Annotated in this window: 17 protein-coding genes and 3 pseudogenes; 18 read left to right on the forward strand and 2 right to left on the reverse strand. The window is 36.9% G+C overall.

Annotation, left to right across the window (positions count from 1 at the left end):
- Positions 1 to 32 precede the first annotated feature (32 nt).
- From cdaA to G7Y45_RS05210, 6 genes and pseudogenes are all read left to right on the forward strand, one after another.
- On the forward strand, positions 33 to 797 hold the full coding sequence (gene cdaA / locus G7Y45_RS05190) for a diadenylate cyclase CdaA (RefSeq protein ID WP_005779023.1): 765 nt from the start codon (positions 33 to 35) through the stop codon (positions 795 to 797).
- Between the two features lie 419 nt (positions 798 to 1,216).
- Entirely contained in the window at positions 1,217 to 1,444 is a 228-nt protein-coding gene (locus G7Y45_RS05195) for a hypothetical protein (protein WP_005811873.1), read from the forward strand.
- Positions 1,441 to 2,511: a hypothetical protein gene (locus tag G7Y45_RS05200; protein ID WP_165014808.1), complete on the forward strand. Its 1,071-nt coding sequence runs from the start codon at positions 1,441 to 1,443 to the stop codon at positions 2,509 to 2,511. Before G7Y45_RS05195 ends, G7Y45_RS05200 begins: the two co-directional genes overlap by 4 nt.
- Before the next feature lie 65 nt (positions 2,512 to 2,576).
- Positions 2,577 to 2,804: an NVEALA domain-containing protein gene (locus G7Y45_RS05205; RefSeq protein WP_005779008.1), complete on the forward strand. Its 228-nt coding sequence runs from the start codon at positions 2,577 to 2,579 to the stop codon at positions 2,802 to 2,804.
- Positions 2,804 to 3,011: pseudogene (locus G7Y45_RS20105) on the forward strand (hypothetical protein); the annotation flags it as partial. The gene G7Y45_RS05205 and the pseudogene G7Y45_RS20105, both read left to right, overlap by 1 nt.
- Positions 3,012 to 3,256: 245 nt before the next feature.
- Positions 3,257 to 4,315 (forward strand): BF3164 family lipoprotein, encoded by a 1,059-nt coding sequence (locus G7Y45_RS05210; RefSeq protein ID WP_005779014.1) that lies wholly within the window; start codon positions 3,257 to 3,259, stop codon positions 4,313 to 4,315.
- Positions 4,316 to 4,369: 54 nt separating this feature from the next.
- Here G7Y45_RS05210 and G7Y45_RS19910 read toward each other — a convergent pair whose 3' ends face one another.
- Together G7Y45_RS19910 and G7Y45_RS20110 are read right to left on the reverse strand one after the other, a co-directional pair.
- Positions 4,370 to 4,687: a transposase gene (locus G7Y45_RS19910; RefSeq protein ID WP_241158966.1), complete on the reverse strand. Its 318-nt coding sequence runs from the start codon at positions 4,685 to 4,687 to the stop codon at positions 4,370 to 4,372.
- A gap of 54 nt (positions 4,688 to 4,741) precedes the next feature.
- Positions 4,742 to 4,819: a transposase gene (locus tag G7Y45_RS20110; RefSeq protein WP_080546258.1), complete on the reverse strand. Its 78-nt coding sequence runs from the start codon at positions 4,817 to 4,819 to the stop codon at positions 4,742 to 4,744.
- Positions 4,820 to 5,077: 258 nt separating this feature from the next.
- On the opposite strand from G7Y45_RS20110, the gene G7Y45_RS20115 reads away from it, so the two are divergent.
- The 12 genes and pseudogenes from G7Y45_RS20115 to G7Y45_RS05275 all read left to right on the forward strand — a co-directional run bounded on the left by G7Y45_RS20115 (position 5,078) and on the right by G7Y45_RS05275 (position 14,391).
- Positions 5,078 to 5,467, forward strand: a complete 390-nt coding sequence (locus tag G7Y45_RS20115) for a hypothetical protein (protein WP_032535549.1) — start codon at positions 5,078 to 5,080, stop codon at positions 5,465 to 5,467.
- Positions 5,468 to 5,519: 52 nt separating this feature from the next.
- Positions 5,520 to 5,897 (forward strand): annotated as a pseudogene (locus tag G7Y45_RS05225) (hypothetical protein); the annotation flags it as partial.
- Between the two features lie 65 nt (positions 5,898 to 5,962).
- Positions 5,963 to 6,190 carry an NVEALA domain-containing protein gene (locus G7Y45_RS05230; protein ID WP_005779008.1) on the forward strand — a complete coding sequence of 76 codons (228 nt, stop codon included), beginning with the start codon at positions 5,963 to 5,965 and terminating at the stop codon, positions 6,188 to 6,190.
- A complete protein-coding gene (locus tag G7Y45_RS05235; protein ID WP_005810850.1) occupies positions 6,190 to 7,077 on the forward strand; it encodes a DUF1573 domain-containing protein in 888 nt (295 codons plus the stop codon). The genes G7Y45_RS05230 and G7Y45_RS05235 overlap by 1 nt, the downstream gene beginning before the upstream one ends.
- A gap of 238 nt (positions 7,078 to 7,315) precedes the next feature.
- Positions 7,316 to 7,795, forward strand: a complete 480-nt coding sequence (locus G7Y45_RS05240) for a hypothetical protein (RefSeq protein WP_005810848.1) — start codon at positions 7,316 to 7,318, stop codon at positions 7,793 to 7,795.
- A gap of 9 nt (positions 7,796 to 7,804) precedes the next feature.
- The gene (locus G7Y45_RS05245; protein WP_005810845.1) at positions 7,805 to 8,107 is read left to right on the forward strand and encodes an NVEALA domain-containing protein; all 303 of its coding nucleotides are present in this window, start codon (positions 7,805 to 7,807) and stop codon (positions 8,105 to 8,107) included.
- A gap of 121 nt (positions 8,108 to 8,228) precedes the next feature.
- Positions 8,229 to 9,332, forward strand: a complete 1,104-nt coding sequence (locus G7Y45_RS05250; RefSeq protein WP_165167612.1) for a 6-bladed beta-propeller — start codon at positions 8,229 to 8,231, stop codon at positions 9,330 to 9,332.
- A gap of 248 nt (positions 9,333 to 9,580) precedes the next feature.
- Positions 9,581 to 9,860, forward strand: a pseudogene (locus G7Y45_RS05255) (DUF1573 domain-containing protein).
- Positions 9,861 to 10,444: 584 nt separating this feature from the next.
- Positions 10,445 to 11,611 carry a 6-bladed beta-propeller gene (locus G7Y45_RS05260; protein ID WP_165018046.1) on the forward strand — a complete coding sequence of 389 codons (1,167 nt, stop codon included), beginning with the start codon at positions 10,445 to 10,447 and terminating at the stop codon, positions 11,609 to 11,611.
- 20 nt (positions 11,612 to 11,631) lie between these two features.
- A complete protein-coding gene (locus G7Y45_RS20120; RefSeq protein ID WP_005810832.1) occupies positions 11,632 to 12,063 on the forward strand; it encodes a hypothetical protein in 432 nt (143 codons plus the stop codon).
- Positions 12,064 to 12,117: 54 nt separating this feature from the next.
- Positions 12,118 to 13,218 (forward strand): 6-bladed beta-propeller, encoded by a 1,101-nt coding sequence (locus G7Y45_RS05270; protein ID WP_209377349.1) that lies wholly within the window; start codon positions 12,118 to 12,120, stop codon positions 13,216 to 13,218.
- 51 nt (positions 13,219 to 13,269) lie between these two features.
- On the forward strand, positions 13,270 to 14,391 hold the full coding sequence (locus G7Y45_RS05275; protein ID WP_032540318.1) for a BF3164 family lipoprotein: 1,122 nt from the start codon (positions 13,270 to 13,272) through the stop codon (positions 14,389 to 14,391).
- The last annotated feature ends 19 nt before the right edge of the window (positions 14,392 to 14,410 follow it).

Here is a 14,410-nt window from a genome sequence, read left to right on the forward strand (position 1 = left end):
ATCCGAATATTTAACTCTTAATATTTTAATCCGTGTTTTTTGAATTTGGCATAAAAGATTTTATTGATATCCTGTTGGTGGCTTTCCTGCTTTACTATACATACAAGCTGATGAAAGCCTCCGGATCTATCAATGTGTTTACCGGTATTCTGGTGTTTATCCTTATCTGGCTGGTTGTTTCGCAAGTGCTCGAGATGAAACTCCTCGGTTCTATTTTCGATAAGTTGGTAAGCGTGGGAGTATTGGCACTGATCGTTTTGTTTCAGGATGAGATCAGGCGTTTCCTTCTCACGCTCGGTTCGCATCAACATGCCAGTGCCTTGGTACGTTTCCTTACCGGAAATAAAAAAGAAAAACTTCAGCATGATGATATCATGCCCATCGTGATGGCCTGTATCAGTATGGGAAAGCAGAAGGTGGGGGCCTTGATCGTGATGGAACGTAATGTCCCTCTTGACGATGTCATTCGTACCGGTGAGATTATCGATGCCAATATCAACCAGCGTCTGATAGAGAACATTTTCTTTAAGAACAGTCCTTTGCATGACGGTGCAATGGTAATCAGTAAGAAGCGTATCAAAGCTGCCGGATGTATTCTTCCTGTGTCACATAATTTGGATATACCCAAAGAACTGGGACTCCGTCATCGGGCAGCAATGGGCATATCTCAAGTCTCGGATGCTTTAGCCATTATCGTTTCCGAAGAAACCGGAGCAATTTCTGTAGCATGGCGCGGACAGTTCTATCTTCGCCAGAGTGCTGAAGAACTTGAAAGTCTGCTGACAAAGGAAAGCTAAATATCACGCTCTCATACAAAAAATGCATTTCGATCTTCCATCTTCCACCTTTTAAGAATTTTGGTTCTGATAAACAGACTCTTAGCGGGTGGAAGATGCTGTTTTTAAGGGCTTTTATCTTCCACCCCTATCTTCCATCTTCCACCCTTCATTTTAGTAAAGGAAATAAGCGTAATCTATTTATATATAGCATGATGGGTGGGCTGTTCTTTCTGTTTATACCTATAAAAGCATTTTGTTTTCCTTAGTATCTTTAGCGAAAATGGTCTGAATCTTATCCGGGCCCGCATGTCTGTGCCCATGAGCCCGGGTACGTGGGCCGATGAGCCCCGGTATGCGGGCCCATGAGCCCACGTATGCGGGCCGGAGTAAAGATCGTATGAAAAATGGTAATTATCTTGTTCATAAAGGTTTATGATATGGGGGAAATCAAGTTGGTCTCTTCCTTATTTGTGCAGGGGGAAAGGTCTTTGGGAAATTGTGTGAAGAGTAATGAATCAATAGTGTATTTGCATGTGGCTCAGTTGGATAATGCCGGACTGTTATTGATAAGATTTATAGATGAAACTGGAGGTAGAAAAATTATATTTTATTTGCAATCAACTCTTTTTTTGATTTTCTTTGCAAAAGAAAATGATGAACAATGAAATTTATCTATAGTATCTTATTTGCTTTACTTTGGATAGGGGTTACAATTACTTTTGGATCCTATCTTTATCGTATGGGTCTGCCTATTGTAAATGCAAGTGTACAAAAACTCTTGTTGCGTACAATTGATGAAGACTTGGAATGTAGATTCCGAAAATTGAATCCCAATCATGCGTACGCTACCGGAAAGAAACAAACAAAGCATAAGAAAGTAACCCTTACAGATAAAAGTGGGACTTGCAATGTATGTCAATTTGCCATTGATACTGTTTATACGGATACATCTTTTATACAGAAAGCCAAGCAATCTTTCCTGATAGAACGAAACCCTATTCATGTAGATTCTCTGAATCAGAAATGGCAGTTGAAACTTCGTATGGATGGAATCTGTGCTAAGACCGGAATAAAACTAACAAATTCTCTAAAGAACGGAGAGCGGATATCGGCATCGAGTGGGCTAAATGAACCCGATTGTTTTTTATTAGCCTATAGTACAGGGGTCGGTTATGGTATAAAAATGGATGCTTTTATAAGACCTTTTTGGGCGAGCGTTATTTTAAAAGCGCATTGGAATAATATCTGGACTTGGAGCTATGTTCTTTTTTCACTGATCTTTTGTTTGTTTTATGTTCCGGGTGTTCGTCTTTTTCTTGTTCAAGTTTTATCTAAGTTCAGAATAGTAGATAATCATGTTAAATCGCCGCAACCGCTTGTTCAACAAAAAAGTGAATTTGTTTGGGAAGTCAATGGACTTACATTTGATTATCTGGAGAGGAGTATCACTTATCGTAAACAGACTTGTATACTCCGAAAACAAGTTGCTGAGGTATTGCTGGCATTTCTTAAAGCACCCGGCCATTTGCTGTTGAATGAAGATTTGAAAAAACTATTCTGGAAAGAATTAGAGGATGTAGATTCTTGTATGGAACGCAGGAACCGACTGATTACTGATTTACGTACTGATTTAAGGAAAATAGGGGCTAATCTTGGTGTTACTTTGGTAAATGGAGGCTATCAACTCCACTTTCGTTCAGAAAATAGTAAGAAATCAGTGAAAAATCAGTGAGAAATCAGTCTTTCTCACTGGCGGTGGGCGGGATAAGCCATACCTTTGCAAAAAAAACATAGAGTATGAAAAACGCAAAAATTACTATTGGACTTATCGGGCTATTGCTAATAGGTCTTGTTTCTGTGAGAAAAGAAGGAAAGGTACAAGAAGCCGGTTTACTATTGCAAAATGTGGAGGCTTTGGCTACAGGAGAGTCGTTTCCGGATGGAGAAATAGCCTGTTTCGGTGACGGATCTGTGGACTGTCCGTTCACATATCTGAAAGTTGAGGTAGTATACCGTGAAGAATAATGGGCTGTCCCATTAAACTTATCGGCTATTTATGCTTTCTGATGACACTTTGCTCATGTAAAGAGACCAAAGAGCAGCAAATATCCCGTTTGATTCACGAATGGGAAGGTAGAACGATTGTCTATCCCGCTGATTGATATAACATTCAGTGTTTTGGGAAAGGGCAGTGCTGACTATTCGTTTCCTCAAAATGAATATACCATAATGATTTGCATATTTCAAAGGGAGAAAAGGAAGCTTCAATACACATACACAGACTTGCAACCTTTGTTAATGAAGCTCCTCATACCCCATCATTATCAACCAATACGAAAGGAGGTGATGTGTGCAAAAGTAGCAAATTCTATCAAAACAGGAAAAGGTTTTTGATTCCACCTTAAAAGGAATGAGTGTCATGTTTTGGCACAAATGTCTATAATTTTTCCACACGTAGTTTAATAGTATGTAAACCTATGCAGAAACAGTTCTTTTTTATAGTAATTTTTTCATGCTTATTGTCGAGCTGTAATTTGAGGGATAATACGAATATCTCAACATTCGATAAGGTAATAGAAGTAAAATGCGAACAATCAGATACAGAATTATTGATTAATATGGGATGGATTGGTTGTGTTGATACTTTTTTAGTAATGACCCATATCGCCCAAAAGGACTTTTGCAGTGTATATTCGATACCTTCAGGAATGAAAAAAATATATGCTTATGGATCTTTAGGAAATGGTCCGGGTGAATTTCTTCAACCGATGATTACATACGCTCATGAAAACACATTTGGTTTGAACGATATCAATACGCAAACTTTGGCTGTAATGTCTTTGAATGATAGTAAAGATGGTATGGTTATTAAAGAGTTATCAAGAAATAGAGTACCTTATAAGCGTAAGAAAGGTGAACTAAATCCGGCAGATTATAACTTTGTGAAATTGGATGACAGACATTTTGTTTCGCTATTATGCGGAAAAGATGGAAGTTTCTTTTCGCTGTTAGATAGTAATTTACAACCATTACAAAGATTTGGAAATTCTCCTATTGAAGGAGAATTGTCTATGCAATCGTCACGAATGAATTTAAAGGGGTGTTTATCTGCTTATGAGGGCAATATGGTATTTACTCCTAACAAATTGCCATACCTTGCAAAATACCATTTGGAAAACGATGTCATGATAAAAGATTGGAGTTTTTATTTTGATAAATCTTTTTATGAATGTAAAAACAGCGACCTTCTGTTTAGTAAAGAAAGAAGTTTTGGACAAGTATTAGATTTAGCAATGGATGACAAGTATATTTATGTATTATATTTAGACCAGCTATTAAGTGATTATGATTTTAAAGACCCACATAAATCAATGGCAAACAAAATATTAATTTTCGACTATAAAGGATTGCCTATTGCAAAATTATTATTAGATAAAAGAATATACCGGATAGCTTTATGCACGAAGTTGCATAAAATAATAGGATTGGGTAATATGCCTGAACCTACTTTAGTATCGTTCGATAACATTCCATAATTTCAGAAGAGAGTGGGGCATTTCGCTGCGACTAAGTCCCTATATTCAAATTTATCATTTGGTCCTGTTAAGCATCATTGGTATCATTGTTAGGTATATCATGGTTTGTGAAGTTTCTGGAAGTACTTCGTTGTCTTTACTGAGCCTTCTAAAACTTTCGAACCATGAAAAAGTTCTGTCCACAATCCATCTTTTGGATGGTACTGTGAACTGTTTGGCGGCATCAGGCCTGAGTATGTTTGCAGTGTGAATAACTACCACCGGAATTATGCCAAGCGTATCAATGTGATGAGAAGTTCTTACAGTTTTGGAATCTATGGGGCTGATAGCTTTGCCAAAAGCTTTTCGGACCGATTCTCGGAGATGGTGCATCAACTCCTCAAAGACTCTTTCCAACTTCCATTTACGGAAATAGAAGTAAATGGTTTACCAAGGGCCAAATTCCTTGAGAAGCATTCGCCACTGACAGGCGGTCTTAGTAAGGTACAGCATAGCATTTATCATCTTACGTAAAGGATGTTTTCGTTTCCTTTCTTTGGTTTCTACTATATTTTTTATAACTTACCACTGTTTATCAGTTAGGTTGGTTGGATAATTACTCATAACTTATGTTTTGGTAGCCATAAAGTTAAGAAATGATATTTAATTAATCTGCTGATAAATAATATGTTATATTAATGTTTTATAATTCAAAACAGCTTCTAAATATCTTAAAAACAATAATTGTGAATAGAAAGAATTGTCAGGTTTTTTTTCGCTATCATGATAGTCGTTTGTTATCTGTTTTTTTATTCAGATGCAGTTCGGGTGTTAATGACGGAAGTGGTGAGTAAAAGTCTTGCTGCTTCTAAAGAAATTTATTTTCGATCGGCTAAAATTGATTCGGTATATAGGAAGCATGAGGGGTATAAATACTTTCGGTTTGTGAAGAAGCTTGATGATGTGGAATTATCAAGTAACCTTGTTGAAGGCTCAGACTTGGTACTGGTTATAGTTGATGATAGATATAAATTACCTGATTGTGAACATTTGGTTAGTCTTTCTGCCGATGCATTTCCATTTATTCTCCTAGATAGTGAAGAGGATGTCTCTTTTGTTGTGTCATGTGTGGTGAAAGATTCGTTATATCGTTATCGGTTGAAAAGAGAATAGAAGGAAGGAAAGAGCTGACTGTTGTGTGGTGATGGCATTTACTGGTTGTTTTGAATTTATTGAATCATCACAACTGCCAGCTCAACAAAAAGGTGAATTTGTTTGGGAAGTCAATGGACTTACATTTGATTATCTGGAGAGGAGTATCACTTATCGTAAACAGACTTGTATACTCCGAAAACGAGTTGCTGAGGTATTGCTGGCATTTCTTAAACCCGATCATTTGCTGTTGAATGAAGATCTGAAAAAACTATTCTGGAAAGAATTAGAGGATGTAGATTCTTGTATGGAACGCAGGAACCGACTGATTACTGATTTACGTACCGATTTAAGTAAAATAGGGGCTAATCTTGGTGTTACTTTGGTAAATGGAGGCTATCAACTCCACTTTCGTTCAGAAAATAGTAAGAAATCAGTGAAAAATCAGTGAGAAATCAGTCTTTCTCACTGGCGGTGGCCGAGATAAGCCATACCTTTGCAATAAAAACATAGAGTATGAAAAACGCAAAAATTACTATTGGACTTATCGGGCTATTGTTAATAGGTCTTGTTTCTGTGAGAAAAGAAGGAAAGGTACAAGAAGCCGGTTTACTATTGCAAAATGTGGAGGCTTTGGCTACAGGAGAGTCGTTCCCGGATGGAGAAATAGCCTGTTTCGGTGACGGATCTGTGGACTGTCCGTTCACATATCTGAAAGTTGAGGTAGTATACCGTGAAGAATAATGGGACGGCCCATTAAACTTATCGGCTATTTATGCTTTCTGATGGCACTTTGCTCATGTAAAGAGACCAAAGAGCAGCAAATATCCCGTTTGATCCACGAATGGGAGGGTAGAACGATTGTCTATCCCGCTGATATGACATTCAGTGTTTTGGGAAAGGACAGTGCCGGTTATTCGTTTCCCCAAAATGAATATACCATAATGACTTACGTGGATTCGGTGGGCTGCACCAGTTGTAAATTGCAACTTCCTACATGGAAATATTTCATTTCTATGGTCGACACAATGGCAAATGGAAAGGTATCTTTTCTCTTTGCTTTCCATCCGAAAAACAAAAATGAAATCTCTTTTCTATTGAAAAGAGATCGATTCCTTTATCCGGTTTTTATCGATGAAAAGGGAGGTTTTGATGCTTTGAATCATTTCCCTTCGGATGTGAACTTTCAAACTTTCCTTTTGGACAGTCAGAACAGGGTGATTGCGATTGGTAATCCTGTCCATAATAAAAAGGTGCGTGACCTTTATTTGCAAATTATTACCGGACAGCAAACCGGAGTCGCTACCTCCTCCCAAACAAAAGTGGTTTTGGATAAAAACCTCGATGAAATGGGCGATTTTGATTGGAAAACTCCCCAGACTGCTACTTTTAGTTTGCGGAATCTTGGCGATCATCTTCTGATTATCGAGGACATAAATGCTTCGTGTGGCTGTACATCCGTCACTTACAGCAAGGAACCTGTGCCTTCGGGGAAGTCTGCTGATATTCAGGTTACTTACCGTGCAGAACATCCCGAACATTTTGAGAAGACCATTACTGTATATTGTAATACTCCCACCTCTCCAATACGTTTGAAGATTCGGGGTAATGCGGTTGATAAAGAAAACTAATAGTTAACCTTAAAAAAATATGGAGAATGTTAGCCTATGGAAAAAGTTTGATTTAGAAGGCAATTGGATTGCTTTTCCGTGGAAATGATAAGCGGGAAATTATTGGAGTGCTTATTATCGATATTTTTTTCATTTCTTTTTATTTATTACTATGAAGGGTTATAATATTTTTTTCTTTATACCGTTGTTGTTTTTATTGCTTTCTTTGCACGCTTGTACAAGTAAATCAAAGAAAGATATGGAATATGTAAAAGGCTGGCACGGCAAAAAAATAAGTTTACCTTCGGAAAGTGATTTTTTGTTATTTGGGAGAGACTCAGTGGTATATGACTATAGCTCTTTTCCATATAAGATTGTTCTTGTAATTGGAAAAGAACAATGTATAAGTTGTAAGTTTGATGTGGCTAAATGGCAAGAATTGATTCAACAAGTAGATTCTATCACATCTTTTAAAGTTGGTTTTGTTTTTGTGTTAGAGCCTATTTATCAGCATGATGTCTACGTGATGTTGAGATCTCATCAATTTATGACTCCAGTATTTATTGATACTAATAACACATTTAGAAGTATGAATAAAATATCAGATAATGATTCTCATGTTTGGTTGTTGGATTCTAACAATAGGATTATTTATATTGGAGATCCAACTGTTAATCAAAAGATAAATAAAGAATATATGGAGTTAGTGAGAACTAACTATTTGTTTAACGATAAATAAAAGTGTATTATGAAAGTAAAGTTATTATTTGTGATATGTTTAAGCGTTTTTTCGCTGTGTGGTATTTATCATGTTCAAGCGAACAAAGAGGATAAAAACGTATCAACTTTAGTATTACAAAATATTGAGTCATTGGCTCAGAATGAAGGAAATAGTGATCATGGAAATATTGATACGACTCTGGAACCTTATTATTATCTGAGTTCTAGAGATTATTGGTTACCGGGGATGAATGGTACAACTGAAATTCCCTGTTGTGAAAAATGTGATAGTAAATACAGTGGATGTGCTAAAGGATTAGCTCGTTGTTAAGAGATTATTGTGAGGCTGATCAGAAGTTAGATAGTATAATAATTATTTTTCATAAAGGTGTTTATAAATTAATATATGGTTGCCTTTTCAACTTTTGATCAGCTTCTTTAAAACAATATTTATGAAGAAACTGAATCAATTTTTATTGGGATTATTACTCGTTGGAAGTGCGATAGCCTGTCATCGAGAAACATCTTTGGAAGAGAGAGATATAGTAATTGATCTGTCTGTCTCTAATCCATATCTGCCGATGTCTGTATTGGTGGACACCATTGAGTCTGTCAGGCTGCAATTACCTTCTCCTTATTTTTGGGGTATGGTCGATAATGTAATTTCAAAAGATTCTTGTTATTACATTTCGGATAGAAAGCAAGAAATGGCATTCCGGTTTGATAAGAATGGTACTTTTTTGAATACGATTGGCCAGCGGGGTGAGGGACCGGGAGAGTATAGAGAGATGGACTCTTTTTTCGTAGGAAAAGATTGTGTTTATGTCTGTGATATGGGTAAACGGACTATTTATTCTTACGGTTTTGATGGAGAATTTCTTCATTCGTTGAGTTTCCCTTATTCTCTTGTTTTCAATGATGTTGTTGAGTTGCCGGATGGCCGTTTTCTCTGCCATCGTCCTTCTCAGTCTGAAAACTGTACAGGGCTTTGGATTCTGGATCAGAAAGGGAGAAGAGTGAAGAATTTATTAGAATATGAAAAAGGGACTCCTTGCAAGAACTCCTATTGGAATACGCTGTGTGCTCAAGAGGATGGAACCATAAAAATCTATAATCCGGTAGATGGAAGCTATTATCAATATGATGCTGTGAATGATACGGTGGTAAGAACCATGAGGCAGAAGTCTAATTTGCCTATGTTGGCGGATTTTCACTGCTCGGACCGGGAATTGTACGAGACGAAAGAGGAGTGCACATACAGTCTTTTCACGGTGGATGGAAAGAATCTTGTTTTCTCTCTTTGGTCTTTTAATTCAGCAAATAAGGGAATGTGGTCTGTCTATTTTAAGAAGGATGGGCGGATAGAGCAAGGAAATTTGACCAAGATGGATATTCCGGGATATTCGGAAATGGGACGTCCGGTTTCATCTAATATCCCTAATACATTTGTCACAGTTTATACGGATGAATTCCCGGATGATGCATTTCCGTCCGCTTATCAGCAACAGGAGATAAATGAGCAAACTGCGATACTTAGTCTTTTGAGATTAAGATGAGTATTAGGGGTATGAGAAGGTATGATTGTCTGTTAGTAAGTTAGCGAAATAGAACCAAGATGGGAATCAATGAAAAGGTTAAACTTAAAAATCAATAAAGAGATACCGGAAGAAGAATTCAAACGCTTTCTAAATAGAATGCTAAACTTGATTCTCTCTTCTGGATAGTGCAGTCTCATGTATTGATGTATGTGTATAGACATTGATTGACGAAGGGCTGATTCCTTTATCCGACTTTTATCGATGAAATGGGCGATTTTGATTGGAAAACTCCCCAGACCGCTACTTTTAGTTTGCGGAATCTTGGCAATCATCTTCTGATTATCGAGGACATAAATACTTTGTGTGGGTGTACATCCTGCTTATAGCAAGGAGCCTGTGTCTTCGGGGAAATCTGCCGATATTCAGGTTACTTACCGTGCAGAGCATCCCGAACATTTTGAGAAGACCATTACTGTATATTGTAATACTTCCACCTCTCCAATACGTTTGAAGATTCGGGGTAATGCAGTTGATAAAGAAAACTAATAGTTAATCTTAAAAATTATGGAGAACGTTAGCCTATGGAAAAAGTTTGCTTTAGAAGGCAATGGGGTTACTTTTCCGTGGAAATGATAAAACGGAGTTAATGAAGTAATAATCGGCTAAAAAATGAAAACAAAAATAATGATTGCATTTGTTCTATGTGCGTCATGTCATCGGAAAGAGAATCGCTTACGAGAACAAATTGTGATTGATTTATTATCCAATGTGTAAGATACTTTGAAATATTCTTCTTTTGTAGATTCTATAAGTTATGTATCATTGGAGACAACAGACCAGTACCTTGTTGGTTCTTTTGGGGGGATGGGGGAATTATTCTCTTTTTCAATACTGGAAAGTGTCAATTGGAAAATAAAAGTTTTTTGGGTTTTTAAAGTGTTATCGAAAGGAAACGTTTTGGCAATGTGACTGAGACTTTCTTCCTCCTGAAGGGGATAATAACGATTATCAACTAAAAGATGGGGAAGTTGATTCTCTTTTTGACATTGTTTGAATGATTATTATTTATTACTTTCTTTTAAATATTAGTACAATTGCTTATCTTTAGATCGTAATCTAATTATTAGCTTATGAAAACGGTATTATTTTTAATTATAGGCTTTTGTCTATTCTCTTGTGTGCACAAAGGAAGGATGGCGGGAGACAAAGCTATCTGTTTGGATTCTATTGTTATACAAAAGGAGCTTCGATTCTCAAGTCTTTTTGAAAAACCGGAAATTATTATTTTGGATGATGATACCATTGTTGGCAATATTGACAAACTGTTGGCAAAGGACTCTTTGCTTCTTATTTTAGATGAAGAATTGAATGCTCTCCACGTATTTGATCGAAGCGGAGAATTTAAGTATAATATCGGAAGCCAGGGGAGTGGTCCGGGAGAGTATACGTTGCTGTGTGATTTTACCCTTGATAAGGAAGGGAATGTCTATGCCTTAGATTTTACCAGGCAGATTGTGTATTGTTATTCTTTATCCGGTCAGTTTTTCGGCTCTTCATCGTTGAATCGTGATGAAGGTCAAAGCCATTATATACACTATAATCAGGGTGATTTATACACAGATTTACATTCAAAATCGGGTGAAGACGCCATGATGAGGAAAGTTGATTTGAAGGGGGGGCAAACAGAAAGAAAATATTTTTCTGTAAATGTTAATAATGAAGGATGGAGGCAGATTCAAGGGCATTCTCCTTTCTGTTTACCTTTGGAAAAGGAATTATGCTTTTCTCCTTTGTATTCAAAGGATATATTATGTTTACAGGGTGACCGGGAAGATATCTGGCTGAAATTTGTAACGGACGCTTGGATGGATAAAAAGACACTTGATAAAATAGATGTGAATAAAGGAGAAACTCTTCGGTATTTAGTAGAATCCGGTAAGGTACATAGCTTGATATTTTTGGCTCATGTGAAAAATGATTATCTTTTTAAGTATCAGAAAGGTTATCAAACTTATTATGGTTTATTGAGTGCGTCTCGGGACTCTTGTTCTATATTCAATGGGTGTGTTGATGATTGGGTGTACAGGGCGAAGGGGGACGATGTACATATCATTCCTAATTTGATAACTTATGACGAGAAGGGAGTGTATGGCTGTCTTGATATGTACACTATGCCTTTGTTTTTGTCGTTAGTGAGATCGGGGCAAGTGAATGAGAGTTTGGATAGGATTTTAGAACTGAAGAATTTGACAGAGAATTCTAATCCATTGGTATTTTATTATCCTGCAAAAGAATAGATATCTTAGAAATAATAACTATGAATAGAAAACGGTATTTCGTTTTTTCTTTGTCTGCTATCACGATAATCGTTTGTTATCTGCTTCTTTATTCAGATGCAGTTCGGGTGTTGATAACAGAAATAGTACGTCAAAGTCTCACTACTTCTGAAGAAATTTATTTTCGATCGGCTAAAATCGATTCGATATATAGAAAGCATGAGGGGTATAAATACTTTCGGTTTGTGAAGAAGCTTGATGATGTGGAATTATCGAGTAACTTTGTTGAAGGCTCAGATTCGGTACTGGTTATAGTTGATGACAGATATAAATTACCTGATTGTGACCATTTGGTTAGTCTTCCTGCCGATGCGTTTCCATTTGTTTTCACAGATAGTGAAGAAAGTATTTCTTTTGTCGTTTCATGTGTGGCGAAAGATTCGTTATATCGTTATCGGTTGAAAAAAGAATAGGAGGAAGAAGAGAATTGGCTGTTTGACAGTATTTACTGGTTAAATTTTTATATTATGAGAAACTTCAGTTTAGTAGTATTGGGAATATTGTTTACGTATTGTGTTTCATCTTGTCAGAAACAGATTGATAAGGGGTTTGAAATGACGGTCGATCTGTCTATTTCTAATCCATATCTGCCGATGTCTGTATTGGTGGACACCATTGAGTCTGTCAGGCTGCAATTACCTTCTCCTTATTTTTGGGGTATGGTCGATAATGTAATTTCAAAAGATTCTTGTTATTACATTTCGGATAGAAAGCAAGAAATGGCATTCCGGTTTGATAAGAATGGTACTTTTTTGAATACGATTGGTCAGCGGGGTGAGGGACCGGGAGAGTATAGAGAGATGGACTCTTTTTTCGTAGGAAAAGATTGTGTTTATGTCTGTGATATGGGTAAACGGACTATTTATTCTTACGGTTTTGATGGAGAATTTCGTCATTCGTTGAGCTTCCCTTATTCTCTTGTTTTCAATGATGTTGTTGAGTTGCCGGATGGCCGTTTTCTCTGCCATCGTCCTTCTGAAGATGAGAATTGTAAGGGACTTTGGATTCTGGATCAGAAAGGGAGAAGAGTGAAGAATTTGTTAGAATATGAAAAGGGGATTCCTTATGTGCATTCTGCTTGGAATACACTGTGTGCTCAAGAGGATGGAACCATAAAAATTTATAATCCGGTAGATGGAAGCTATTATCAATATGATGCTGTGAATGATACGGTGGTAAGAACCATGAGGCAGAAGTCTAATTTGCCTATGTTGGCGGATTTTCACTGCTCGGACCGGGAATTGTACGAGACGAAAGAGGAGTGTACATACAGTCTTTTCACGGTGGATGGAAAGAATCTTGTTTTCTCTCTTTGGTCTTTTAATTCAGCAAATAAGGGAATGTGGTCTGTCTATTTTAAGAAGGATGGGCGGATAGAGCAAGGAAATTTGACCAAGATGGATATTCCGGGATATTCGGAAATGGGACGTCCGGTTTCATCTAATATCCCTAATACATTTGTCACAGTTTATACGGATGAATTCCCGGATGATGCATTTCCGTCCGCTTATCAGCAACAGGAGATAAATGAGCAAACTGCGATATTTAGTCTTTTGAGATTAAAATGACTATTCTGTTGATTTTTAAATAATAATCACAATATAAACTAAATTAAAAATATGCATATCATTAAAGTGATATTTAGTCTTGCACTAATATTGAATATTTGCGTTAGTTGTCATGAAAATGATGACACCGCATACTTCAATGGTAAAATTCAAACGATTGAAGATAGTATCAAAGACACGAAGAAAGCTACATTGAAAATACTTCCATTGGATGGAGCGAATTTTGGATGGCTATCCACATACGACTCACTGATGTTTTTTATGAATCCTAAATTACCGGATCGCTTTTATAATATATTTAATGTAGACACCGGAAAAGAAATAGGCACTTTTTGTTATAGAGGAAGTGGTCCTGGGGAAGTTGCCGCTTTGGGTCCGATTTTTCATTTCTTTAAAGAAAAAGGGGATCTGAAAACTCTACTGTTCGCTCCTAATGAAGAGAAGCTATTTATCTGGAATATAACTCAGTCGATCAAGCGGGACACCACTGTTATGGATAAGCAAATCTCCTATCCCTGGAGAGAGGAGAATGGAGGTGCTCCATACTATTTGATGTTTCTGAAGGATGAAAATACATTAATTACAGAGTTACAGTCGTTCCCGCTTAATGATAAAGAAGCTACTTTGCCCGCTTATCAAAAACGGACACTTGACACGAATAAGTTGCTGAAGAGCTTTTCAAGCTATAAGAAGTCGATAAGGAATGATGAAGCTTCCATTCTGCCGGAGTCTTTTTTCTACTCGAATGATGCCATTAAACCGGATGGAACTAAAGTGGTGCAAGCTATGGTTCATCTTGCGCAATTGAATATTCTGGATCTTGAAACAGGTCATGTGAGCGGCTATCGTTTGGAAGGTGAACCGGACTTTTCTGTTTTTAAAAGTGATGAAAAAATAAAGTCGTATTTTACAAGGGTTCAGGCGGATGACAATTACATATATGCAGTATATTGGGGAAAAGAGCGTTGGGAACGTTTTGAGACTCCACACATGAATATCATTCATGTATATGATTGGGATGGGAATCTGATACAAAAAATAGAGACGGATTATAGCATTGGGCAGATGTGGATAGATCCTATCCGAAATAGATTATATGTGACAAATCCCCAAATAGATGACGTGCTTTATTTAGACCTGGATGATTTCTTGGTTCCTAACACAGGCTTATGAATTCATCAACTAAAATAAT

Source organism: Bacteroides sp. ZJ-18 (genome assembly GCF_011038705.2).
In the GTDB taxonomy this organism is placed as follows: Bacteria; Bacteroidota; Bacteroidia; order Bacteroidales; family Bacteroidaceae; genus Bacteroides; species Bacteroides hominis.